The organism is Anaeromyxobacter sp. SG64 (genome assembly GCF_022690745.1).
Lineage (GTDB): Bacteria > Myxococcota > Myxococcia > Myxococcales > Anaeromyxobacteraceae > Anaeromyxobacter > Anaeromyxobacter soli.
Map to the genome: position 1 here is coordinate 1 of NZ_JALCZB010000038.1, position 23845 is coordinate 23845.

The 23845-nt window shown below is 72.9% G+C and carries 17 protein-coding genes and 2 pseudogenes; 12 read left to right on the forward strand and 7 right to left on the reverse strand.

Annotation, left to right across the window (positions count from 1 at the left end; translation table 11 throughout):
• Positions 1-247: 247 nt before the first annotated feature.
• The 5 genes and pseudogenes from MNZ29_RS12870 to MNZ29_RS25150 all read left to right on the forward strand — a co-directional run.
• Positions 248-1633 carry a sigma-54-dependent Fis family transcriptional regulator gene (locus MNZ29_RS12870; RefSeq protein WP_242355483.1) on the forward strand — a complete coding sequence of 462 codons (1386 nt, stop codon included), beginning with the start codon at positions 248-250 and terminating at the stop codon, positions 1631-1633.
• A gap of 31 nt (positions 1634-1664) precedes the next feature.
• A complete protein-coding gene (locus MNZ29_RS24965; RefSeq protein ID WP_242355485.1) occupies positions 1665-2612 on the forward strand; it encodes an Fpg/Nei family DNA glycosylase in 948 nt (315 codons plus the stop codon).
• A gap of 498 nt (positions 2613-3110) precedes the next feature.
• Complete coding sequence (locus tag MNZ29_RS12880) at positions 3111-4940, forward strand: DUF4091 domain-containing protein (protein ID WP_242355487.1); 1830 nt, start codon at positions 3111-3113, stop codon at positions 4938-4940.
• Between the two features lie 298 nt (positions 4941-5238).
• Positions 5239-6492, forward strand: a pseudogene (locus MNZ29_RS25145) (malic enzyme-like NAD(P)-binding protein); the annotation flags it as partial.
• A gap of 33 nt (positions 6493-6525) precedes the next feature.
• Positions 6526-7494, forward strand: a pseudogene (locus tag MNZ29_RS25150) (phosphate acyltransferase); the annotation flags it as partial.
• 395 nt (positions 7495-7889) lie between these two features.
• On the opposite strand, the gene MNZ29_RS12890 reads toward MNZ29_RS25150, so the two are convergent.
• A complete protein-coding gene (locus tag MNZ29_RS12890) occupies positions 7890-8279 on the reverse strand; it encodes a DUF302 domain-containing protein (RefSeq protein WP_242338867.1) in 390 nt (129 codons plus the stop codon).
• Between the two features lie 126 nt (positions 8280-8405).
• Here MNZ29_RS12890 and MNZ29_RS12895 point away from each other — a divergent pair, with 126 nt between their 5' ends.
• Positions 8406-9566, forward strand: coding sequence for an NAD(P)/FAD-dependent oxidoreductase (locus MNZ29_RS12895; protein WP_242338865.1), 1161 nt, complete (start codon positions 8406-8408; stop codon positions 9564-9566).
• 39 nt (positions 9567-9605) lie between these two features.
• On the opposite strand, the gene MNZ29_RS12900 is transcribed toward MNZ29_RS12895, so the two are convergent.
• The 6 genes from MNZ29_RS12900 to MNZ29_RS12925 form a co-directional block, all read right to left on the reverse strand.
• Positions 9606-11192: a hypothetical protein gene (locus tag MNZ29_RS12900; protein ID WP_242338862.1), complete on the reverse strand. Its 1587-nt coding sequence runs from the start codon at positions 11190-11192 to the stop codon at positions 9606-9608.
• Positions 11193-11301: 109 nt separating this feature from the next.
• Entirely contained in the window at positions 11302-12075 is a 774-nt protein-coding gene (locus MNZ29_RS12905) for an outer membrane lipoprotein-sorting protein (protein ID WP_242355489.1), read from the reverse strand.
• An 8-nt stretch (positions 12076-12083) separates the two neighbouring features.
• Positions 12084-13391: an ABC transporter permease gene (locus tag MNZ29_RS12910; protein WP_242338859.1), complete on the reverse strand. Its 1308-nt coding sequence runs from the start codon at positions 13389-13391 to the stop codon at positions 12084-12086.
• Between the two features lies 1 nt (position 13392).
• Positions 13393-15534: an ABC transporter permease gene (locus MNZ29_RS12915; protein ID WP_242338857.1), complete on the reverse strand. Its 2142-nt coding sequence runs from the start codon at positions 15532-15534 to the stop codon at positions 13393-13395.
• On the reverse strand, positions 15534-16247 hold the full coding sequence (locus tag MNZ29_RS12920; RefSeq protein ID WP_242338856.1) for an ABC transporter ATP-binding protein: 714 nt from the start codon (positions 16245-16247) through the stop codon (positions 15534-15536). Before MNZ29_RS12920 ends, MNZ29_RS12915 begins: the two co-directional genes overlap by 1 nt.
• A gap of 106 nt (positions 16248-16353) precedes the next feature.
• Positions 16354-16536: a CPXCG motif-containing cysteine-rich protein gene (locus tag MNZ29_RS12925; RefSeq protein ID WP_242338854.1), complete on the reverse strand. Its 183-nt coding sequence runs from the start codon at positions 16534-16536 to the stop codon at positions 16354-16356.
• Positions 16537-16560: 24 nt separating this feature from the next.
• Here MNZ29_RS12925 and MNZ29_RS12930 point away from each other — a divergent pair, with 24 nt between their 5' ends.
• The 6 genes from MNZ29_RS12930 to MNZ29_RS12955 all read left to right on the forward strand — a co-directional run bounded on the left by MNZ29_RS12930 (position 16561) and on the right by MNZ29_RS12955 (position 23798).
• Positions 16561-17220, forward strand: a complete 660-nt coding sequence (locus MNZ29_RS12930; RefSeq protein ID WP_242338852.1) for a Smr/MutS family protein — start codon at positions 16561-16563, stop codon at positions 17218-17220.
• 99 nt (positions 17221-17319) lie between these two features.
• A complete protein-coding gene (locus tag MNZ29_RS12935; protein ID WP_242338850.1) occupies positions 17320-17754 on the forward strand; it encodes a hypothetical protein in 435 nt (144 codons plus the stop codon).
• A gap of 288 nt (positions 17755-18042) precedes the next feature.
• Positions 18043-20337: a hypothetical protein gene (locus tag MNZ29_RS12940; protein ID WP_242338848.1), complete on the forward strand. Its 2295-nt coding sequence runs from the start codon at positions 18043-18045 to the stop codon at positions 20335-20337.
• Between the two features lie 190 nt (positions 20338-20527).
• A complete protein-coding gene (locus MNZ29_RS12945) occupies positions 20528-20785 on the forward strand; it encodes a hypothetical protein (protein ID WP_242338846.1) in 258 nt (85 codons plus the stop codon).
• Positions 20786-20993: 208 nt separating this feature from the next.
• Positions 20994-23225: a transglycosylase SLT domain-containing protein gene (locus MNZ29_RS12950; RefSeq protein WP_242338844.1), complete on the forward strand. Its 2232-nt coding sequence runs from the start codon at positions 20994-20996 to the stop codon at positions 23223-23225.
• Between the two features lie 186 nt (positions 23226-23411).
• Positions 23412-23798 (forward strand): hypothetical protein, encoded by a 387-nt coding sequence (locus MNZ29_RS12955; RefSeq protein ID WP_242338842.1) that lies wholly within the window; start codon positions 23412-23414, stop codon positions 23796-23798.
• Positions 23799-23845: the final 47 nt, after the last annotated feature.

The window sequence follows — 23845 nt, forward strand, 5'->3', positions numbered from 1 at the left end:
CGCGGGCGGGCGCCGGGGCGGGCGGCGCGCCGGAGGGGTCCGCTCCCTGGCTCGGGGCGCCGGGCGCGGCGGCGTGCACGCCCGCGCAGCCCGCGGCGAGCGCGGGGGCGAGCGCCATGATCCGCAGGAAGTCGCGGCGAGGTGTCGCGGTCACGGCCGGTTGGCTGTCGTCCATGCCGCGTTCCTAGCACAGCGGGGCGCCGCCCGCCGCCGCCTCCGCCGGGACAGGTGCTAACATCTCGCCTGCGTGCCCGAGCTCGCGCCGATCCCCCTGCCCTTCCTCGGCCTCGACTCGGTGGAGACCCTCCGCCGGATGGCGGACGCGCTCCCGGACGGGCTGTTCCTCACGGATCGCGAGGGGACGGTCACGTTCTGGAACCGCGCCGCGGAGCGGATCACCGGCTGGCCCCGGAGCGAGGCGATCGGCCAGCGCTGCTCGATCCTGGCCGGAGACTCGGTGAACGGCTGCCCCTGCGGCGCCGGGCTCCTGAAGTGCGGGGTCGCCGAGCGATCCCGCTCCTCGCTCTGCTGCACGATCCGCAAGCGAGACGGAGCACCGCAGCTCATCGTGAAGAACGCGGTCCCGCTCTTCGCGGCGGACGGCCTGCCGGCGGGGACGCTCGAGACGTTCACGGACGTGGCGAGCGCACCGATCGCCACCGCGCCGCCCGCCGGACCCGCCGAGCCCGCTGCGCTCCGGGACGACGGAGCACCCGCCGGGGAGCTGTGCGGGCTCGTCGGTGGTCACGAGGTGATGCGCGAGCTCTTCAGGATGATCGCGCTCGTCGCCCGCACCCGCACGACCGTGATGATCACGGGCGAGAGCGGCACCGGAAAGGATCGCGTCGCCGAGGCGATCCACCGCCTGGGAGATCGCGCCCAGCGGCCGCTCGTGCGCGTGTCGTGCGCTGCGCTCGGCCCGGCCGCGCTCGACGTCGAGCTGTTCGGCGACGCCGACGGCCGGCGCCGCGGCAAGATCGCGGAGGCGGACGGCGGAACGCTCGTCCTCGACGAGGTCGGCGACGCGCCCCCCGCGGTGCAGGCGAAGCTCCTGCGCGTCGTCGAGGAGCGCGCGTTCGGCCGTGCTGGCGAGGAGCGCCCCCTCGCGGTGGACGTGCGCCTCCTCTGCACGACGCACCGGGACCTGCGCCCCTTCGTGAAGGACGGGCGCCTCCGCGCCGACCTCTACTTCCGGCTGGCCGCGTTCCCGCTCCGCGTCCCGCCCTTGCGGGAGCACGCCGAGGACGTGCCGCTGCTCGCGGAGCGCTTCCTCTCGGAGCTCGGCTCGGGGCGCGGCCTCTCGAAGGACGCGCTGCGCCTCCTGCGCGCGTACCCCTGGCCCGGCAACGTCCGCGAGCTCCGGAACGCGCTCGAGTACGCCGCGCTGCGCGCCGGGCCGGGCGAGCTCCGGCCGGAGCACCTCCCGCGGGACGTGCTGGGGTTCCGCGCGGAGCGCCGGTCCGCGCCGGGCGCCGCGCCCGACCCGGAGGCCGAGGCGCGGCGCGCGCTCGTCGAGGCGCTCGAGCGGACGGGCTGGAACCGCACGCAGGCGGCGGAGCTGCTCGGCGTCTCGCGGGTCACGCTCTGGAAGCGGATGCGCCGGCTCGGCATCGCCGACCCGGGCGAGCGCTGACGGCGGCGCGCCGCTCGGGCAGGATTCTCCCGTGCCCGAGCTCCCGGACATCGAGGTGTACGTCGAGGCCGTCGCTGCGCGCGTGCAGGGGAAGCCGCTCCTCGGCGTCCGGCTCGGGAGCCCGTTCGTGCTGCGCTCCGTGGACCCGCCGCTGGAGGAGGCCCGCGGCAAGCGCGTCGAGGCGGTGCGGCGCGTGGGCAAGCGCGTCGTGCTCGCGCTCGAGGGCGAGCTGTTCCTCGCGATCCACCTCATGATCGCGGGCCGGCTCCACTGGCGCGACGAGGGGGCGAAGCTCCCCGGCCGCGTGGGGCTCGCGGCGCTCGACTTCCCCGGCGGCTCGCTCGTGCTCACCGAGGCGGGCACGAAGCGCCGCGCCTCGATCCACCTCGTGCGCGGGGCGGAGGCGCTCGCGGCGCTCGACCGCGGGGGCCTCGAGCCCCTGGGCGTGGATCCCGGCGCGTTCCGCGCGGCGCTCACGCGCGAGAACCACACCCTGAAGCGCGCCCTCACCGACCCCCGGCTCTTCTCGGGGATCGGCAACGCCTACTCGGACGAGATCCTGCACCGCGCCCGGCTCTCGCCGGTGACCCTCACCTCTCGGCTCGGCGACGAGGAGATCGCGCGGCTGCACGCGTCGACGCAGGCGGTGCTCTCCGAGTGGACCGAGCGCCTGCGCCGCGAGGCGGCCGGCGGCTTCCCGGAGGGCGTGACCGCGTTCCGTCCGGAGATGGCCGTCCACGGCCGGCACCGCCAGCCGTGCCCGGTGTGCGGGACCGCGGTGCAGCGCATCGTGCGGGCGGAGAACGAGGTGAACTACTGTCCGCGGTGCCAGACCGGCGGGCAGATCCTGTCGGACCGATCGCTCGCGCGGCTCCTCAAGGAGGACTGGCCTCGCACGATCGAGGAGCTCGAGCGGAACCCCGCGCTCGGCGCCACGCGCCCGCCGCCCGTGGCGGCGCGGAGAGGGAAGAAGCGCTGAGGAGAGGGAGGGGCGGAGTGCGGCGGCGAGAGCGCGTCTGAACTCGACCGCGACCCCGACCCCGACCTGACCGCCCGGCCGCGGCCCCCGCCCGCAGCGCGCCGCTCCACAGCACTCGCCGACTCGGGCGGCCATCACCGCGATCTCGATCTGTCGGGCCGCCCGGCCACGACGGGCCCCCCTACCGCGCAACAGTCCCCGACTCATCGGTGCTCCAACGTTCTACCGAGCGCCCGCCCGTCCTGCTGCCTCCGGAGTGCTAGCTCGCTGGTAGGATCTGCGTGCTGGACGGCGCGCTCACGGCTCCTCTGCAGCCTCTTTTTCGCCCGCCTCGTCGATCGTGCCCCCTCCTGGGAATAACGATCGGCCCCCCTCACGTTCGGTTCGCGTTGGGCCGCTCGCTGCCTCGCCTGGTGTGCAAGCGGCTCCAAGGTGCCTCCAGGCACGCACACCGAGGCGGGTGCCCCCAAGGGCCTGCCGCAACGACGAGGCGAGCACGTGCCCGAGCCGACGCAGCGCCCCATCCGCCGAACCGCCCTTCTCCTCCTCGCCGCAGCCGTCGCCGCACCGCTCCCTGCAGCCGCCGCGCAGGTCTGGACCGCGCTCGCCGCGGAGAAGATCCGCCCCGGCTCGACCGCGAGGTCCGACTCGAGCGCGCGGATCTCCGCCGCGCGGAACGAGTTCGAGGCCTTCCAGGTGGTCGTCACCGGCGCGGCCACGAACGTGCGCGCCACGGCGAGCGAGCTGACGGGCCCCGGCACGATCGGCGGCGTCCGTCTGTACCGGGAGGCGATCATCCAGGTGCAGACCGCCTCGGCGCTCGACGGCGCGACCGGACCCTGGCCGGACGCGCTCGTGCCCGACGTCGACGAGGTCGCCAACGAGCGGCGGAACGCCTTCCCGTTCAGCGTGCCGGCGAGCGAGAGCCGGGCGATCTGGGTGGAGGTCTTCGTCCCGCCCGAGGCGCCCGCCGGCGACTACACCGGCAGCGTGACCGTGTCCTGGGACGGCGGCTCCGCGACGGTGCCGGTGACGCTCACGGTCTGGCCGTTCACCCTGCCCTCCACCGCGTCGCTCAAGACCGCCTTCGGCTTCACCTACGGCGCCATCCCGAGCGGCCACGGCGTCTCCGCCGCCGACGCGTTCGCGGCGATCCGAGCGCGCTACGGGCAGCTCGCGCTCGATCACCGCATCACCCTGTCCCACGTCGACGACGGCAGCTCCGCCCTCGACCACGCCGACGCGCTCTACGGCCCCACGCTCGACGGGACGGCGCCGACGTCGCTGCGCGGCGCGCGCATGACCGCCTACGAGCTCCTCTACGACCCGAAGAGCTGGTCCTCCTTCTTCGACGGGAAGGGCTGGCTCGACCGGCTCTTCCAGTACACCTGTGACGAGCCGCCCCTCACCTGCGCCTGGTCGGACATCCCCCGACGCGCCGCCGCCGCGCACGCGGCGAACGTCCGCACGCTCGTGACGACGTCGATCCAGGAGGCCGACGCGAACGGCGTCACGAGCGCCATCGACGTGATCGTGCCGGTGATCAACTACCTCGACGATCGGGAGGGGACGTTCGCGGGCAACCAGCGCTCGAAGTACGACGCCTTCCTCGCCGCCTCGCCGCGGCGCGAGATCTGGGGCTACCAGAGCTGCATGAGCCACGGCTGCGGCGGCACGGTGAACTTCGGCTCGCCGTCCTCGTCCGACCGCTACTTCACTGGCTGGCCGAGCTACATGATCGACGCCTCCGCGGTCCGGAACCGGGCGATGGAGTGGCTCTCGTTCCGCTACCGGCTCTCCGGCGAGCTCTACTGGGAGACGGCGTACGCGTTCACCCACGACGCCTGGACGAACCAGTGGGACTTCAACGGGAACGGCGACGGGACGCTCTTCTACCCGGGCACGCCGGCGAAGATCGGCGGCGCGACGCACATCCCGATCGCCTCGATCCGGCTCAAGATGATCCGCGAGGGGATGGAGGACTACGAGTACCTGAAGCTCCTCTCCGACGCCGGCGACGACGCGTTCGCGCGGCAGATCGCAGACTCGCTCTTCCCGAACGCGTACTCCACGGAGGTCTCGCCCGCGGCGCTCATGACCGCGCGCGAGCAGCTCGCCAGGCGGATCATCTCGCTCGGCGCGACGGCCCCCACGCCGCCGGGCGATCCGGCGCCGCTGCCCCCCTCGCCGCCCTCCTCGCCGCCGCTCCAGGCCGGTGCCGCGGGCACCCTCGTCCGCGGCGGCTGCGCCGCCGGCGGCAGCTCCGGGCTCCTCGCCCTCGTCGGGCTGGTCGGCACGCTGCGCTTCCGCCGCCGGCGGGCGCGCTGAGCGCGCGCGAGGAGGCACACTCACGGTGAGTGAACGCGGGCGTGCCGGGCGTCTCCGGCACGCCCGCTCGTCCTCTCGTGCCCCCCGAAAGCCGCAGCGCGTCGCTGCGCCACGTCGCGTCAAATGTGGAGCGCTCAGGTGCGGTTGCGGTCCGGTGCCGGGGTCGTCGCCTTGACACTACCGGGCCATGTGCGTTGTGTTCGCGCACCACCCTTACGCAAAGCGCGAAGGAAGGACCATGGCCACGGACTTCACCCCGCCGAAAAACCCGCCGTCCGCACCCATCCCGAAGAAGAAGATCCGGCGGGAGGACGCGCTCGCGTACCACTCGTCCGGCCGCAAGGGGAAGATCGAGGTCGTCGCCACGAAGCCCATGGCGACCGCGCGCGATCTCGCGCTCGCCTACAGCCCCGGCGTCGCCGAGCCGTGCCTCGAGATCGAGAAGGACCAGGATCTCTCCTACCTGTACACGGCGCGCGGCAACCTCGTCGGCGTCATCTCCAACGGCACCGCCGTCCTCGGCCTCGGCGACATCGGCGCCGCGGCGGGCAAGCCCGTCATGGAGGGCAAGGGCGTCCTCTTCAAGCGCTTCGCCGACATCGACGTCTTCGACATCGAGGTCGACCAGAAGGACGTCGACGCCTTCTGCAAGGTGGTGAAGGCGCTCGAGCCCACCTTCGGCGGCGTGAACCTCGAGGACATCAAGGCGCCGGAGTGCTTCATCATCGAGGAGCGGCTCAAGCGGGAGATGCAGATCCCGGTCTTCCACGACGACCAGCACGGGACCGCCATCATCTCGGGCGCCGCGCTCCTCAACGCGCTCGAGCTCGCCGGCAAGGACATCGCCAAGGTGAAGGTGGTCGTGTCCGGCGCCGGCGCGTCCGCCATCGCCTGCACCAAGTTCTATCTCTCGCTGGGCGTGCGCCGCGAGAACGTGGTGATGGTGGACACGAAGGGCGTCATCTACCGCGGCCGCACCGAGGGGATGAACGAGTGGAAGGCGGAGTTCGCCGCCGAGACCAAGGCGCGCACCCTCGCCGACGCGATGAAGGGCGCGGACGTCCTGCTCGGCTGCTCCGCCAAGGGCATGGTGGACCAGGACATGGTCCGCTCGATGGCGAAGGACGCCATCGTGTTCGCCCTCGCGAACCCCGACCCGGAGATCAGCTACCCCGAGGCGAAGGAGGCGCGCCTCGACGTCATCATGGCCACCGGGCGCTCCGACTACCCGAACCAGGTGAACAACGTCCTCGGCTTCCCCTACATCTTCCGCGGCGCGCTCGACGTCCGCGCGAAGGGGATCACGGAGGACATGAAGATGGCGGCGGCCCGCGCGCTCGCCGCCCTCGCCAAGGAGGACGTGCCCGACTCCGTCTCGCGCGCCTACGGCGGTGAGAAGTTCCGCTTCGGCCGCGACTACATCATCCCGAAGCCGCTCGACCCGCGCGTGCTGCTCTGGGTCGCCCCGGCGGTGGCGAAGGCCGCGATGGACACCGGCGTCGCCAGGCAGAAGATCGACCTCGGCGAGTACCGCGACCGCCTGCGCAAGATGCAGAGCCGCGCGAACCAGGTGATGGGCTCCATCACCTCCAAGGCGAAGAAGAAGCTCACGCGCATCGTCTTCCCGGAGGGCCACCACCCGAAGATCCAGCAGGCGGCGGAGATCCTGCGCGAGGAGGCGATCTGCGAGCCCGTGCTCCTCGGCCCGGTGGACGCCATCCAGCGCTCCATCGCCGACCAGCGGCTCGACGACCTCGACGGCGTCACCGTCATCGACCCGATGACGAGCGACCAGTTCAGCCGCTACGTCGCCCGCTACTGGGAGATCCGCCGCCGCCGGGGCGTGACCTTCGAGGAGGCGCAGCGGCGGGTCCGCATGCGGAATTACTACGCGGCCGTGATGGTCGAGCAGGGCGCGGCGGACGGGCTCGTCACCGGCCTCACCTCCGGCTACGCGGCCGCGGTGCGGCCGGCGCTCGAGGTGGTCCGCACGCGGCCGGGGCAGCGCGCCGCCGGCGTCTACATCGTGGTCACGAAGAACGACTTCAAGTTCTTCGCCGACTGCACCGTGAACGTGGACCCGTCCGCCGCCGAGCTCGCGGAGATCGCGCTCACCACGAGCGACCTCGCCCGCTACTTCGACGTCGTGCCGCGCGTGGCGATGCTCTCGTACTCGAGCTTCGGCTCCGCCGCGGGCGACAGCCCGCGCAAGATGGCGATCGCCACGGACCTCGTGCGGCAGCACAGCCCCGACCTCGAGGTCGACGGCGAGATCCAGGTCGACATCGCGACGAACACCGAGGTCCGCGTCCCGGAGTTCCCCTTCTCGACGCTCAAGGACAACGCGAACGTGTTCGTGTTCCCGAACCTCGACGCCGCGAACATCTGCTACCAGATGCTCGCGAACGTCGCGGGCGCCGAGGTGATCGGCCCGGTGCTCATCGGCATGCAGAAGCCGGTGAACGTGCTGCAGATGGGCTGCTCGGTGCAGTCGATCGTGAACCTCGCGGCGATCACGGCGCTCCGGGCGCAGGGCGAGAAGTTCCTGTTTTGAGCTGATCTAACGGGGACTGCGTCCCCGCCCCGCCGACGGCTGACCGCCGTCGGCGGGGCCCCACCCCCGCTCGGCGGGGCCCGTGAACCTGCGCGCCCGCGTTCGCGGGTGCGCGCAGGTTCCCCGCCGGAGGGGCTTCGCCCCTCCCGCGCTTCGCGCGGGGCCCTCCCGCGGCGGATGGGCCCTTGGGGCCGAACGAACCGCTCTCGCTCACCCACGGTGAAGCCGCAGGCTTCTAGCAGCCGTCGGCGTCGTTGCCGTTCTCGTTCGCCCCGTCACGGGGGCGAGGGGGCATTCCTCAAGTGGGTACGCCGAGCCGCGGGAACAGCACCCGCTGCAGGAGGATCCAGCCGGCGAAGAACAGGACGAACAGCAGGAGATCGTTCACTTCACGCCTATCCGATCTTCTCGAGCACCCGCTCGAGACGCGCCCGGACCTCGCCCGCGATCTCGCCCAGCGCGGGCTCCGCCGCGGCGATGGTCTGCATGGGATCGACCGCGCGCACCACGACCTTGCCGTCGTCGCGCTCGTAGACCGCCACGTTGCACGGCAGCAGGACCCCGACCTCGGGGACCGCCGAGAGCGCCCGGTGCGCCAGCGACGGGTTGCAGGCGCCCAGGATGCGGTACCTGCGCCAGTCGACGCCCAGCTTCTCCTTCAGCGTCGCCTGGACGTCGATCTGCGTCAGCACCCCGAATCCCTCGCCCTTCAGCAGCTCGGGGACGCGCTCGAGCGCCTGATCGAACCCCCAGCTGCTCACCTTCTCCATTCCGATGCTCGCCATGGCCCCTCCCGTTCAGGCGTGGTCCGAGCCACCCGCGCTCGGAACGGTTCCTCGCCGAAACGAACTTGCGCCCCGTGGCTCCCACGCGTCAGCGGCGCGTCGCCGCCCCCGGAAGGAGTCCTCGCGATGTCCAGGAGCGTCCTCGTGCTGGGCGGCGGCTTCGCCGGCCTGGAGAGCGCCATCCAGTTCCGGCGCCGCGGCTACGACGTCACGCTCGTGACGGAGCGTCCGTACCTCTTCATCTACCCCACGTCGATCTGGATCCCCACCGGCGAATCACGGTTCGAGGACGCGTGTCTCGACCTCGAGACCGTCGCCCGCGAGCGCGGGTTCCGGCTCGTCGTCGGACGCGTGGACGCCGTCGACGGCGCGGCGAAGCGCGCGACGGTCGGGACGCAGACGTACACCGCCGACCACCTCGTGCTCGCGCTCGGGGCCTCCCGGCTGCGTCCTCCCGGCATCGAGCACACGCAGACGCTCGGCGGGGATCCGGAGGGCACGCGCCGGTTCAAGGACGCGCTGCAGGCGCTCGTCGCGCGCGGCGCCGGCCGCATCGCCATCGGCTTCGGCGGGAACCCCAAGGACGGCTCGGCGGTCCGCGGCGGCCCGGCCTTCGAGATGATCTTCAACGTGGACACGCTGCTCCGCCGGCGCGGCCTCCGCGACCGCTTCGCGCTCACGTTCTTCGCGCCGATGCCGCGGCCCGGGGAGCGGATGGGCGCGCGGGCGGTCGAGGCCGTGGCGCGCATGTTCGCGAGGCGCGGCATCGAGAGCCGCTACGGGAAGAAGATCGCGGCGTTCACGGCCGAGGGCGTGTCGCTCGAGGACGGGGCGCGCATCGACGCCGACCTCGTCGCCTTCATCCCCGCCGGAGACGGGCACCCCGTCGCGAAGGCCTCCGCCCTGCCGCGCAACGAGGCGGGCTTCGTCACCGTCGACGCGGGCTGCGCCGTGCCCGGGCTGCCCGGCGTCTGGGCCGTGGGAGACGTCGCGGCGCTCGAAGGGCCCGCGTGGCGGGCCAAGCAGGGCCACCTCGCCGAGGTCATGGCGCGCACCGCCGCCGCGAACGCTGCGGCGGTGGACGGCGGACGGCCGGCGCGCGCCTCGTACCTCGCGCACATGGCGATCGTGTGCCTCATGGACACGGGCGACGGCGGCGCGTTCGTCTACCGCGACGACGCGAAGGAGCGGCTCGTGCCGCTGCCGGTCGTGGGCCACTGGGCGAAGAAGCGCTGGGCCGCGTACTTCAAGGCGCAGAAGCGCGGGCGCGTGCCGCGCCTCGTGTGAGCCCGGCGCGCCGCGCGGGGCTGCGGCCCCGTCACGGCGTCAGAGGCTCACGCGCAGCGCGACGCCGAGCTGGACGACGGGCGGCGGGACCGAGATGGTGACGTCCGGCGGAAGGCCCGGCGCCACGTCGGAGAGCGGCACGTCCACGCCGAGCCGGAACTCACCCCCGCGCGCCCCGAAGGACGCGGCGACGAAGGACTCGACGCGCAGGTAGGTGAGCGCGAGCAGCGCGTGGTCGAGCCGGGCGACGAAGCTCCGGTCGGACAGGTTCCCCAGGACGGAGACCGTGAAGGTCGTGTCGTTCCAGGTGCCGGGCGAGGGCAGCAGCACGAACGCGCCCGCGTAGTGGCGGCCCAGGTAGAAGGGGCGGAACGCGGTGGGGTCGCGCTGGCGGAGCGGGGCGGAGGGATCGCCGGTGAGCTCGGGCGCCCCGGCGAGCAGGAACGGGTAGACGTCCTTCGAGTCGTAGCCGGCGTCGTCGAAGGAGTACTCCGCGCCGAGCGTGACCGTGTCCTCGTCGCTGTACTTCGCGGACCAGCTCCCGCCGACGACCGCGGCGGGCGTGAAGCCCTGCGGATCGACGCGCCCGAAGCGGGTGACGAGCGGCGCGCCGGGGCTCACCTCGCGCCAGCGGGGCGCGTCGCGGCTCGTGCGGAGCGCCGCCTCGGCGTAGACGTCGAGGTCCCACACGCCGGCGGAGGCGTCGATCCCGAAGCGCGGCCGGTGCCCGTCCTGCGTGAGCGCGTCCGCGCCGAGCTCGACGGTGCCGAGCACCACCTCCGTGCGGCCGCCCACCCCCACCCGGCCGAGCCTGTTCGTGGGCGTGTCCACCCCCGCGGCGTCGTCGAGCAGCGCCACGCCGTAGGCGTTCCAGCCGCGCCGCTCCCAGGGGACGTGGACCTTCACCATCGTCGTGCCGGTCCGCTCGTCGAACACGGCGAGGGGATCGCGGCGGACCGGGTGGAGGTAGTCGGTCGGGTTCCAGAACTTCCCGACGCCCCACTTCACGTGCTGCCGGCCGGCCGTCACGAAGACGCGCCGGGCGACGTCGAAGTTCACCCACAGCTGATCGAGGACCGCGCGCGGGCCGCGCACGCCCGCGGCGATCCCGCCCGTGGAGGTGCCGTAGCCGAGGATCCCCTGCTCCGCCGCGGAGAGGGAGGGCGCCCCGGAGGTCACGGGCGCCGTCGGATCGTAGCGCATGCGCCCGAGCACGAACGCCCGGACCCGGTCGTTCGGCCGCGCGTCGAGCCACAGGTCGAGCAGGTTCGGCGAGGAGAGCGCCCAGTCCGCGGGCGGAACGTCCTCCTGCCAGAGCGCCTGCGCGCGCAGGTAGAGCTGGCCGCCGATGCGCAGCGTCTCCGCCTCGGCGCGGTCCACGAGCCGGCCCGCCGGCGGCGGCGCCGCGTTCGGGGAGCCGGTCCCGCCGAACAGCTCGGCCTCCTCGGGCCGCGCGGGCGCGGCGGGCTCCCCGGGGCGCGGCGCGGGCTCCTTCGGCTCCTGCTGCGCGGCCGCCGGCGGCGACTCCGCGGGCGGCTTCCCGAAGAGCTCGTCCTCCGTGGGTCGATCCTGCCCGAGCGCCGCGGTGGCGGCGGCGAGCGCGACGAGCGCAGCTGCGATCCTCATCGGCCTCTCCATTCCATCGCGACGCCGGCGACGCGGGTTCGTCTCGACCGCGCCAGCCCGCCCCCGCCCCCGCCCCCGCCGCCGGCGGCCGGCGGTCGGGTGGCGGCCCTCACCGGCTCTTCGACTCCAGCCACGCCTTCGTGAACAGGTTCGCGGCGAGCGGGCGGAGGTCGATCTCCTTGATGAGGATGAGCGTCGAGTTGCCCTTCTCGATCTCGTCGAAGAGCCGCATCTCCTCGGGGTACCAGACGTCCGCGCCCTTCGACGGCGAGAACACCTTCTTCCAGCGCGGGTAGTAGGCCGTGCGCATCAGCCGGCCGGAGAGCGCGAGCTCCTGGCGTTTCAGCACGCTGAGGGTCGCCTGGTCCACCCACAGCCGCACCTGGGGGAAGGCCACGTCCACCCCGGGCTTCGCGACGAGCAGGATCCGGTGGACGCCGTACACGCCGAGCTTCTCGTCCGCCTCGAACTTCGCGTCGTACTCCTCGACGAGCCGCGACTCGTCGAGGTCGCCGCGGCGCGTGTCGGTGCCGCCGATCCGCTCGCGCTCGGTGCGCCGCTCCCAGCGCCCCACCGCGGGGTCGTAGAGCCAGAGGTTCTTGTCGATGCGGAGGTAGCCCTTCCCCGCCTCCGCCCGCGGCTTCGTGAAGAGGAACATCTGCTTGTCGTCCTCGTCGCGCCGGTAGACGACGAGCTCGTAGACGACGTCGGTCTTCCCCTTCTCCTTGGCCTCCATGTAGCAGAGGGCCTTCCAGTCGCCGGAGTTGCGCTGCCGCTCGTCGATGGTCGCGACGACCTTGGCGAGCTCCTGCGGGGTGAGCGCCGCGGCGGGGCCGGCGGCGAGGGCGGCGGCGAGCGCCAGGAACGCGAGGGCACGGTGCATGGGAGGGCTCACCCGACGTGGTGCATGGCGGTGACGGGCTTCAGGCGCGCGGCGCGGCGCGCAGGGAACACGGAGGCGGCGACGGCGATCGCGGCGAGGACGAGGGCGTCCGCCGCGATGGCGCCCGGATCGAGCAGGAAGCGGAGCCGCTCCTGCGCGAGGAACACCTGCACCGCCTCGGGGAGCGCGATGCCGGCGGCGTTCACGGCGCCCGCGACGGCGAGGGCGACCGCGACGCCGGCGGCCGTGCCGAGCAGGCCGAGGAGCGCGGTCTCGAGGACGAAGAGCCAGAGCACCTTCCGCCGCTGCATGCCGATGGCGCGGAGCGCCCCGATCTCGCGGGTCCGCTCGCGGATGGCGATGGCGAGCGTGTTGAGGATGCCGATCACGACCACCACCATGAGGATCACGACGAGGAGCCCGGTGACGACGCGCAGCGCCAGGATGAACTGCTTGAACTGGCCCATCTCGTCGTCCGCGGTGGTGACGTCGAGCTTCTGGCCGGTCCAGTCCTCGCTCGGCACCGTCTGCATGAGCTTCATCCAGTAGGGCTGCGCCTCCGGCTCCATCACGCGGTAGCCCGCCTCGGCGAGCGCCGTCCTGAGCCGCGCGGCGACGCGCGCCGCGTCCCTGGGATCGCGCAGGTACAGGTGGATCGCGCCGGTCGTCGCGGGCGAGAGCCCGTACAGCTCGCGGAGGGTGTCGGCCTGGATGAACGCCGAGAACGCGGAGAGGAGCCCCACGTTCCGCGCGATCGCGGCGACGCGCACGTCGGCGGTGTTGTTCACCCCGCGCGCCGTGGGCGCCGAGAGCGTCAGGACGTCGTTCACCTTCAACTTGAGCCGCTCGGCCTGGCCCTCGAAGAGGAGCACCGTCCCCGGCTGCGCGAGCGCCTCGAGGTCCCCGTCCACGACGTGCAGCACCTTGCGGAACGTCGGCTCGTGCGCGACGTCCACGCCGGCGAGCACGAGGTCCATGGAGACGTGCTCCGAGACCGCCTTCGCCCAGCCGCGGCCGCGCACGGTGGCGTAGTCCAGCTCCGGCACCTTCGCGCGCACCGCCTCGAGGACGCGCGGGTACTGCGACACGAGCGGCGCCGCGCTGCCGCTCGTGATCTTGAAGAACCCGCCCACGTTCACGTGGCCGGTCATGAGGGTCGTGGCGGACTGCATCATCGCCGACTCCATGCCGGCGGTGAGCGCGCCGAGGAGGACGAGCAGCGCCGTGACGGCCGCGAGCGCGCCGCCGAGGAACAGGTTCCGCCGGGTGTGGCGGGCGAGGTTCCGGCCCGCGATCATGAGGTCGACGCCGAGCACGCTAGTCCTCCGTGGCCATCGCCTCGACGGGCGTGACGCGCATCGCGATGAGCGCCGGGTAGAGCGCGGAGAGGATCGCCACGAGGAGCACCACCGCGAGCGAGCCCCCGACCGCGAGCGCCCCGAGGCGCGGGAACAGCGCGGGCCCCGAGAAGACGAAGTAGAGGAGGTCGGTCACCGCGGGGATCCCGCCCGCCGCGCGGATGCCCCACACCACCGCGCCGCCCAGCGCCGCGCCGGCGAGCCCGAAGACGAGCCCGACCGTCGCGATCTCCACGAGGAGCATCGTCACGACGAAGCGGCGCTGCGTCCCGATCGCCCGCATCGTCCCGATCTCCTTCACCCGCTGCAGCGTCGCCATGACCATCGCGTTGTTGATGATGACGAGCGCGATGGCGAAGAAGATGACGACCGCGGTGAAGAGCACGACCCGCAGGAGCGTCACGAACTGCCCCACGAGGCCGGCCGCCTCCTGCCAGTCCACGACCTTGAGCCCCAGCCCGGCGTCCGCGATCGCCTTGCGCACGTCCTTCTCGGTGCGGCGGAGCAGGCGCGGGTCGTCGAGGATCAGCGCCGCGTTGAGCGCCACCCCGTGCTCGAGCTCCTCCTGCGAGTACACGTGCGCCGCGAGGTTCGCCGCGCTCGCCCGCTCCTCCTCGCGCCGCTTCACGAGCGCGCCCTCGTCGATCTCGGCGACGTGCGCCTCGCCGACGAGCCCGCCGTCGGCGGCGCCGAACAGCTCCGCCTCCGCCCGCTCGCGGTCGATCTCGCGCGTCCCCATCGACTTCTGCAGCGCCCGGATCTCCGCCGCCTTCTCGGCGGTGAGGTAGCCGTACAGGTCGCGGAAGCTCATGAGGTCGAGGACGCTCATCATGCCGGCGATGCCCGAGCGCTCGATCCCCTTGAACTGCAGGAACCCGTAGACCTTCACGTTCACCGAGCTGAAGTAGCCGCTCTTCGAGGGCGCCTTGATGGTGATCGTGTCGCCGACGTCGATCTGGTAGAGGCGCAGCTTCGGCGCCACGACGTCGTAGAAGATCCGGTACTGCCGGTCGAAGCTCTCGTCGGTGGCCGCGAACAGCCGCCCGAGGAGCGCGTCGAGCGGCTCGGCCGCGGGCGCGCCGAGCGCCGGGCGGAGCTCCTGCGCGAGCGCGTCCGCGCGGAGGGGATCGAGCTGCAGCAGGATCTCCCGGATGCCGCTCCGGTTCTCGCGCACCCAGCGCTGCAGCTCCTCGTCGCCGGCGATCCGCCGCCCGCGCAGGTCGCGCGCGTCCTTGATCTGGTCGAGCCGCCGCGCGTTCTTGAGCTTCAGCCACTCCTCGGCGTACTGCTTGCCGACGAGCACGCCGCGCTGGCCGGTGGGGATCCGCTCCCCCTTCACCACCTCCGCGAGCGGGAAGGCGCGGAAGAACGCGTCCACGTCGGTCCCCACGTAGCGCAGGAACGTGAACGCGGTGTCCATCGCGAGCGGCGCCACGCGGTTCTCGAGGAACTCCAGGCTGCCGTAGCGATCGCGGTCGAGGTCGCGCCAGAACGCGTCGGTGGCGGCGCGCTGCAGCGCCTCCCACTCGCTCTTCCGCTCGGCCGCCTCGCGCCCCTCCGGATCCGAGATCTCGCGCGCCTGCGCGATCTCGTCGCGCAGGAGCTGGACCATGCGGCGCACGTGCGCCGCGTGGGCGGCGTAGTCGCGACGGAGCTCCGGCCCGTCCTCGCCCCCCTCCAGCCGCCGCACGTCGCCCCGCAGCCGCTCGAGGGCGAGGTCGAACGCGTTGCCGGTCGCGACCAACGCCTGGTCGATGCCCATGGGCACGACCTGCTTCACGTTCGGCACCTGGCCGAGCACCGCCTTCACCCGCGAGAAGTCCTCGATGGGCTCGAGCAGCGACTCGCCGCGCAGCCCGCCGTACAGCTCGAGCGCGCCCTCCGAGCGCGCGTCGTACACCTGCAGGTGGCCGCCCAGGCTCCCCTGGATGGAGGTGCGCATCCCGCGGTCGATCGAGTCGAGCACCGACGAGCCCACCACCACGATGAGCGCGCCGACGAGCACGATCGCGCCCAGGATCCCGGTGCGCACCGGGCTCGCGAGGAGGTTCCGGAAGGCGATGCGCAGGAGCACCCGCGCCGCGTCGCGCCGGGGGGCCATCAGCGCCCTCCCGCGCGCCGGGCGGCGTCGAGGTCCTCGCGGCTCGAGATGCGCCCGTCCTCGATCCTGACGAGCGCGCTCGCGTGCGCCATCACCTTGGGATCGTGCGTCGAGAAGATGAACGTGGTGCCGTCGCGGCGGTTCATCTCCTTCATGAGGTCGATGATGTTGCCGCCGGTCTCGGAGTCGAGGTTCGCGGTCGGCTCGTCGGCGAGCACGAGCGCGGGGCGCGTCACGAGCGCGCGCGCGATGGCGACGCGCTGCCGCTGGCCGCCGGAGAGCTCGCTCGGGCGGTGGCGCGCGTGCTCCGCGATCCCGACCGCGTCGAGCAGGGCCAGCACCCGCTCCGCCCGCTCCTTGCGCGTCTGGCCGCCCTGCAGGAGCAGCGGGAACTCGACGTTCTGGAAGACCGAGAGGACCGAGACGAGGTTGAAGCTCTGGAAGATGAAGCCGATGGTGCGGAGCCGGAGCTCGGTGAGGGCGCGCTCGGAGAGCCGGGCCGTGTCCTGCCCGGCGACGATGACGCGCCCCGCGCTCGGCGTGTCCACGCAGCCGACGAGGTTGAGGAGCGTCGTCTTGCCGCTGCCGGACGGGCCGGCGATGGAGAGGAACTCGCCCTTGCCGACCGCGAGCGACACGTCGCGCAGCGCCGGCACGACGGTCTTCCCCAGCATGTAGTCCTTGGAGACGTGCTCGACGGAGACGATGGACATGATGGCGCCTTCCGATTCGGCGGGGCGGGAGCCGCGCGGCCCGCCATTGTGGCAGGTGCGTGTTGCGCGAGTGTGAACTTCCCGCGCTTCCATGCCACGTCGGGGGTCAGTCGTCCACCCGCGCGAGGCCGACCGCGAACCCGCCGGGCTCCTCCTCGCGCGCGTGCACGGTCCACGGCCGGCAGCAGACCGGGCAATCCTCCACGTACGTCTGCTCCTCGCCGCCGCCGGGATCGACGAACACGACGACCCACTCGCCGCAATAGGGGCACTGAACCTCGATGTCCACGCTACGCGCAGTTATAGTCGGACGGTGGGGAAGAAGCCGTTCAACAATCCTTTCGGCAAGCTGAAGGACCTCGCGAAGGCGGCGCCCCCCGCGCCGCGTGCGCCGCCGCCCCCACCTCCGCCGCCGCGCCTCGCGCCCGAGCCGACCGAGGAGGAGCTGTGGGAGGTCGCGCTCTCGGGCGTGCGCCCGCTCGACCCCGGGCACGGCGTCGCGGCCCCCCCGCCCCCGCCGCCCGCGGCCGGCACGTTCTGGCACCCCGACCTCGAGGCCATCGACGAGCTGCGCGCGCTCGTCTCGGGCGACGCGCCGTTCGATCTCGCCGACACCGACGAGTTCATCGAGGGCCGGATGTCCGGCCTGGACGCGAACCTCGCGCGCAAGCTCCGCCGCGGCGAGTTCGCCGTCCAGGGGCACGTCGACCTCCACGGCATGACGCGGGACGAGGCGAAGGGCACGGTCGAGGACTTCCTCCGCCGCTCGCGCCAGGCGGGGAAGCGCTGCGTGCTCATCGTGCACGGCCGCGGCCTCCACTCGAAGGACCAGCTCCCCGTCCTCAAGGACGCGCTCAAGACCTGGCTCGCCACCGGCCGCTTCGCGCGCCACGTGCTCGCGTTCGCGAGCGCCCGCCCCGTGGACGGCGGGGCGGGGGCCATCTACGTGCTCCTCCGCCGCGCCGGGCGCTGACCGCGCTGCGCCGCCTTCGCCGCAAGTCCGTTGTCATCCCGCATCGATCGGCATATTGCTCGATGACCGCACGCCTCTTCGGCTGCGCGAAGGAGCGACATGGCGGCGAGAACGACGAGGCGGACCATCGACGAGGCGATCGAGGCGGCGGTGGAGGCAGCGATCACCCGCGCGCTCCCATCCCTCCGGCGGGCCATCGACGCCGCCGTGGCGGCGCGCGCGCACACCCAGGCTCCCGCCGCCCCGAGGCGCGCCGCTCGCCGGAACGTCGCGGTCGCGGTCCCGCGAGCCGGCGCGATCACGCGCTGGGTCGCGGATCACCGCGCCCGGCGCGTCCCGACCTTCGTCATCGAGGCGACCGGGCTCGACACGAAGAAGAAGATCGTCGCGCGCTACGGCGAGAACGCCGCCTTCGCGAAGGGCAAGCCGCTCCCCCACGTGAAGCTCGCGCAGGCGACCGCCGAGCCGGCGAAGGCGGAGCGCGTCGTGAAGGCGAAGCCGCCGATCGTGCGGAGGGCGGGGGCGCCCACGTAGTAGCTCGCCTTCGCCGCTTCGGGCGGTGCGCCGCGATCAGGTCCTGCAGGCGCCGTCCTGGCACGTCTGCCCTTGGGCGCAGGCCTTCAATTGCGGGCAGGGGGGCGGCCGGCGTCTTCGCCGGATCTCCCACATCTCCGCAGCGCATCGCACGCGCGGACACGATGGCTCCGCTTCACCCCCGGTCGCTGCACGCACGGTGTTGGCGAAGCAGCGCGCCATCTGCTACCAGTCCTCCGACCCTGCGGGTCGCGCCTCCGCGGCGTACCCCATCGTCGAGGGGGATCCATGCGCATTGCGGCAAAGTGGTCGTGCGTCGTGCTGGCGGTCGTGGCGGCGGGATGCAGCAGCGGCTCGTCGTCCGGCTCGGGTCCGCGTCCCGGAGCGCCGGGCGCCTTCACGCTGAGCGCGAACTCGGCGTCCTTCTCCGTGCTCCAGGGAACGACCCCGCCCTCGAGCGTCAGCTTGAGCCTGCAGGTCACCGGTGACGGGGTGACCTACGTCGGCGCTGGCTACCGCAACGGCCAGACCCAGCCGAGCTGGCTCGGCATCACCATCCCGTGCCAGGGCCGGTCGTGCAGCGTCGTCGTCTCGATCCTGACCACGTCCATCGCGCCCGGGCAGTACTCGAGCACGTTCGCGGTCGGCACCGCCGACGCGAACGGAAACGTGCTCGCGTCGCAGGACGTGACCGTCACCTTGACGGTGGCGCCCCGGATCGCCATCACCGGGACCGCCTACGCGTCCACGTTCACCTACGGCGGGACCCGGACGCAGGACTCCGTCTCGCTCGCCGTGCGCGCTCCCGGGCGCGACTGGACGGTGTCCACCGACGCGAGCTGGCTCCGCGTGCCGACCGGCGTGCAGAGCGCGGACGCGACGCTCGCCGTGAGCGTGGACGTGTCCGGCCTCGCGCCGGGCAAGTACCAGGGCCGCGTCTCCGTCACGAGCACGGCGAACGCCCAGGACACGGCGAGCCTCGCGTTCTCGGTCGAGGTGACCGCTCCCGTCCTCTCCGTCACGCAGACCGCGATCGTCCTCGGCGGCGCCGATGGCCTGTCGAGCGCGCCGCAGCCCCTCACGTTCACGCTCGGCGCCGGCTCGGCCGGCCACCCGTTCACGGTGGAGCCGACGACGGCCTCCGGCGGGTCCTGGCTCGTGTCGAGCTCCACGAGCGGCACGGTCGACGCGGCCGGGGTCACGCTCCAGCTCACCGCGAACGACGCGGGGATGATCGGCGGGACCTACACCGGCCAGGTCAAGGTCACCGTCACCGTGGGCGAGCTCGTGCTCACGAAGACGCTGCCGGTCACGTTCAACCGGGAGGCGAACCTCCTCGTCGTCGGCGCGGCCGGCGTGGGGCTGTCCTCCTCGCCCTCGCGCTCGGTGCTCTCGCGCGCCGTCCCGGTGGTGAGCCCGACCGGCCGTACCGACGTCCCGTGGGACGCGACCTCCGACCAGGCGTGGCTCACCGTGACCTCGTCGGGCGTCACGGGGCAGGCCGTCACGCTCTCGGCCGATCCGACGGGCCTCGCCGCCGGGACGCACTTCGCCACGGTCACGGTCGTCTCGTCGGATCCGTCCGTCGAGAACACGCAGACGATCCGGGTCGGCCTGACCGTCCTGAGCGCGTCACCGGTGGACACGAGCCTCTCCATCGCGGCGGTTCACGCCGCGGCGAGCCCCGTCGAGCCGATCGTGTTCCTCAACAACGGCGGCGCGGACGTCACGGGCTATGACGTCTACGCTGCGACGGCGGTGCGGACGTTCACCGGCGTCGTCGCAGCGGCCGGCGCGATGACGGTGAGCGGTGACGGCAAGACGCTCTTCGTGTACGACAAGACGAACTTCAGGGTCACCGCGGTGGACTCCGTCACCGGCTCCATCCTGAAGCAGTACGTGTCCACGCCCCTGTCCGGGACCACGCCGTACGGCGGTGGAGTTGCGTGGTTCCAGCCGGGCGGCTCGCCCACGCTCGTCACGCCGTCCTCCCGCATGTACGACCTCGCGACGGGCGTCGAGCACACGGCCCGGTTCAGCGCGGCGATCTGGGCCCAGAGCCTCGCGACCTCCCCCGACAGCGCCTACGTCGCGGCCGACTTCGGGAGCGTCGACAAGGTGAAGCGCACCGCGCTCGCCGGGGGCGGCCTCGTCGTGAGCGACGCGTTCAACGGCCCGGTCTCCGGCGCCGACGGCCAGGCCTGCATCAGCGGAGACGGCCAGATGGCCTACTTCGCGAGCGGCGGCATCTACCAGTTCCCCGGCGTGAGCGTGGTGACGCACACGCAGACCCAGGTGCTCCCGGGCACTGCCTACCCGAACTCGGTCATCTGCCTCTGGAACGGCATGGTCATCGGAGGCACGGACTCCTACTACGACGCGACGGACGTCTGGATCTACGACGGGCCGACCGGCAGGGAGCTGGCGAGGCGGAGCTCGTCGTCGAAGACGAGCTATCGCGCACTGCTCGGCCGGGGGCTCGCGGCCTCCGCCGACGGGACACGGCTCGTGACGCTCGTCGGCCTCGGAGGCTACTTCACGCCGGGCGAGGTGCGCTTCCAGACGCTGCCGACGCCTCCGTAGCGCTCGGCGGCCGGGCCAGGAGAGCCTCGCTCCGGGTGAACTGCTGCGACGCGGTCCCCCCGGAGGTGATCACGTTCGGTTGCTTCCGTGGTCCCGAGTCATAACCTCCGCTGATGAAGCATCCGTTCTTGCGTGTCCCGCTCGCCGGCCGTTCGGGCGCACGATTCCTCCCCAACGCAGGGAGGACACGGTGCATCAGCCGAACACGGTCGGGCAGGGGTCGTACTCTTCGGGTCAGGTCTTCGCGACGATCGGCATCCTCGTCGCCCTCGCGATCATCGTGCCCATCGCGGGCATCCTGATGATTCCAGGCGTGCTGCTCGGCGCCATCGGCCGCACGGTCGTCGATGCCGCGGCCGCGCTTCGCGCCCAGGGCGGGCGCGAGCGCGCGGCGGACGGAGCGACCCCGGCGGCCCGGACGCTCGGCGCCGCGTATCCATCTCCGTGACCGTTCGTGACTCGCGGGCGGTGGCGGCTCGACGCCGCACCGCCCGCGCCGAACGGTCGCCGATGTAAGCACCTCGCGGCCCTGCGCGCGGGCTGTGGGAGTGACGCGCGCGGATCGATCGGTACACTGATCCTCATCCGTGCAAGGAGTGACGAGGCATACCGGCTCGCATCGGCTCACCCTGCGATCCGGGCGTCGCTGGCTGGCCTTGCTCGGCGCCGCGATGTGGGCGGCGGCGGCGTCCGCGCAGGAGGCCGAAGGGGATGCTCCCGTCGCGGAGAGCCAGCTCGAGGATTTGCTGGAGAGCACCTCGCGGTCGCAGCCGTCGCCGACGCACCGTTACACGGACGCGGATCTGGCGCCCTACTTCGGCTCAGGCGAGCTCGCCGAGGCCAAGGCGCTCTTCGACCGGGGCCGCTACGCGCGAGCGCGGGCGATGCTGCGCGGAGAGCAGCCGCCGGTGCGCTACCTGCGCGCGCTGGCCGCGCTGGCCGACGATCCCGCCGCGGCGGCGGCGGAGCTTCGCGCGCTCGCCGACGACTACCCGCGGATGCGGGACCACTGCCTCTTCCACGCGGCGCGCGCCCTGGAGCGGCTGCGGAAGCGCCGCGCCGCGGCCGACGTCTACGCGCAGGTGAGCCCCGGCTCGACGCTCTTCGCCGAGGCGCGGCTGGGCCGGTCGCGCGTGCTCGAGCGTGGGCTGGAGCTCGACGGAGCGCTCGAGGCGCTGCTCCCGCTGCGCGAGCTGCCGGCCATCCCTCGCCACGACGGCGTCCGGCGGAAGGCGCTGCTCGCCTCGGCGCGGTTGTGCCAGAAGAAGGGCGACTACCGCTGCGAGCACCGCGCCATGCTCGAGCTCTGGGCGACGAGCCCCCTCTCGCCCGAGGCGAAGGTCGTCTGGGAGCGCCTGAAGGAGCTCCCCGTCCCGAACCGGTGGCGGCTGCGGCGCGCCGAGTCGTTCCTCGCGTTCCACGACAACGTCGAGGCCCTGCGGCTGGCGCGGCAGGTGAAGGCCCCGCTGCCGGACGAGGACGCCTGCAGCGCGTCGTTCGTGATCGGCAACGCGCTCCGGAAGGAGCGGCAGCACCGCAAGGCCGCCGCCGCGCTCGCACCGATGGTCGAGGCGTGCAAGGGCTCCGAGCTCCGCCCCCAGGCGATGTACGTGCTGGGCTACTCGCAGTCGGTGTGCGGGCAGGACGCGGTGCGCACCTACGAGGCGCTGGCGCGCGAGTACCCCGATCACCCGTTCGCCGACGACGCGCTGTTCTTCGCCGCCGAGCTCGAGCTGCGCGGCGGGAGGCGCGCTGCCGCCCTGGCGCGGCTCGAGCAGGTCGCCGTTCGGTACCCCACCGGCAACTTCGCCGCCGAGGCGCTCTTCCAGCTCGCGTGGCAACACCGCACCGCCGGCGCCCACGCCGAGGCGCTGGCCGCGCTCGACCGGCTGGATCGCCTGCCCGGCCTCGGACGCGACCAGCGGCTCCGCTCTCGCTACTGGCGGGCCCGGACGCTCGCGGAGAAGGGCGACGCCTCGGCCGCGCGAGCCTTCGCCGCGCTCGCCTCGGATCATCCGACGGAGTGGTACGGGCTGCTCGCCCGCGGGCGACTCCCCCAGGACGTGGTGCAGACGGCCTCCTTCTCCGCCGCCTCGTCCGGCGGGGCGGCTCCCCTCTGGCCGCTGGAGGCCGGTCCTCTCGGCGACGACCCGAGGTTCCTCGCCGGCGTCGAGCTCCTGCGGATGCAGCTGCCGGAGGCCACGGCCGAGCTGCTCGCCCTCGATCGACGCAACCTGCCCGAGGACGCGGCGCGCCTCCTCGTGGAGGCCTTGCAGCGAAGCGGGAGCGCGAACGCCGCAGCCCTCGTGGCTCGCACCACGCTCGGGCCCGCGCTGAAAGGCGGGGTGGACGACCGCACCGCGGACGTCTGGCGCGCGACGTATCCGCTGCCGTTCCGGGACATGGTCGAGCAGTGGGCGAAGGCCTCGAGCCTCGATCCGGACCTGCTGCAGGCCTTGATGCGCGAGGAGAGCCGCTTCAATCCCTCGGCTCGCTCGACGACGGGGGCGCTCGGCCTCACGCAGCTCATGCCGCGAACCGCCCGGGACGTCGCGCGGGGGCTGAAGCTCGGCCGCGTGAACCCGCGCATGCTCCACCGTCCTGGACTCAACATCCGGCTCGGGGCCGCGTACCTCGCGGAGCTGCTCGCGGAGTTCGAGGGCTCGACCGCGCGGGCGGTGGCGGCGTACAACGCCGGCCCGGTCGCGGTGTGGCGGTGGGTGCGGGCGAGCCCCGACGAGGAGCTCGACGCGTGGGTCGAGCGGATTCCCATCTCGGAGACGCGCGACTACGTGAAGCGTGTCCTCGGGAGCTACGGGGCGTACCGCCTCGTCTATGGCAGGTCGCGCGGCCCCCAGAACGATCGCGCGGCAGCGCCGCCGCACTGAAGGCGCTCGGCTCGCGGGGGAGCCCGTCCGTGAGGGCGACCCCGGTCAGGGCCAGTCCAGAGTCATGCCGGTGCGCGGCAGCCGGTGAGCGAACGCTTTCCGACGCGATTGAATGGCCGCGTGGACTCCTCGCGCGCACGTTCCCTACCTGCCGAGCCGCACTTCTTTCTCGGAGGTCTCGAAACCATGCGCGTGGCCAAGGATGACGTGGAGGTGAAGCTGCAGGTCCCCGGTGCCGTTCTCCGCCAGAGGACGGACATGGGCGACGCGACGGGGCTGGGCAGGATCAGCGGGGAGTACTTCTCGCTCGCGGCGGGGGTGGACACGACGGCCCTCTTCCAGGGGCTCGAGGGCAACCTCTGCCAGTGCCCGCACTGGGGGTACGTGCTGCGCGGCGAGCTGACCACCACCGACGCGGCTGGAAAGCAGGAGACGGTGCGCGAGAACGACCTGTTCTACTGGCCCGCAGGACACAACGTGAAGGTCACGGCCGACGCCGAGCTCATCATGTTCAGCCCGCAGCGCGAGCACACGCACGTGATCGATCACATGCGGAAGAAGGTTGGAAGCTAGCCCGCACGGTCGCGCGACGCCGCGGACCGCAGGGCAACCTCGAGGAG

Bases quoted from the DNA above. Each gene is read 5' to 3' on its own strand.
- MNZ29_RS12935 (WP_242338850.1), top strand. From the start codon at position 17,320: ATGGCGGCGAGAACGACGAGGCGGACCATCGACGAGGCGATCGAGGCG.
- MNZ29_RS12900 (WP_242338862.1), bottom strand. From the start codon at position 11,192: ATGAGGATCGCAGCTGCGCTCGTCGCGCTCGCCGCCGCCACCGCGGCG.
- MNZ29_RS12890 (WP_242338867.1), bottom strand. From the start codon at position 8,279: ATGGCGAGCATCGGAATGGAGAAGGTGAGCAGCTGGGGGTTCGATCAG.
- MNZ29_RS12915 (WP_242338857.1), bottom strand. From the start codon at position 15,534: ATGGCCCCCCGGCGCGACGCGGCGCGGGTGCTCCTGCGCATCGCCTTC.
- MNZ29_RS12940 (WP_242338848.1), top strand. From the start codon at position 18,043: ATGCGCATTGCGGCAAAGTGGTCGTGCGTCGTGCTGGCGGTCGTGGCG.
- MNZ29_RS12905 (WP_242355489.1), bottom strand. From the start codon at position 12,075: ATGCACCGTGCCCTCGCGTTCCTGGCGCTCGCCGCCGCCCTCGCCGCC.
- MNZ29_RS12895 (WP_242338865.1), top strand. From the start codon at position 8,406: ATGTCCAGGAGCGTCCTCGTGCTGGGCGGCGGCTTCGCCGGCCTGGAG.
- MNZ29_RS12955 (WP_242338842.1), top strand. From the start codon at position 23,412: ATGCGCGTGGCCAAGGATGACGTGGAGGTGAAGCTGCAGGTCCCCGGT.
- MNZ29_RS12920 (WP_242338856.1), bottom strand. From the start codon at position 16,247: ATGTCCATCGTCTCCGTCGAGCACGTCTCCAAGGACTACATGCTGGGG.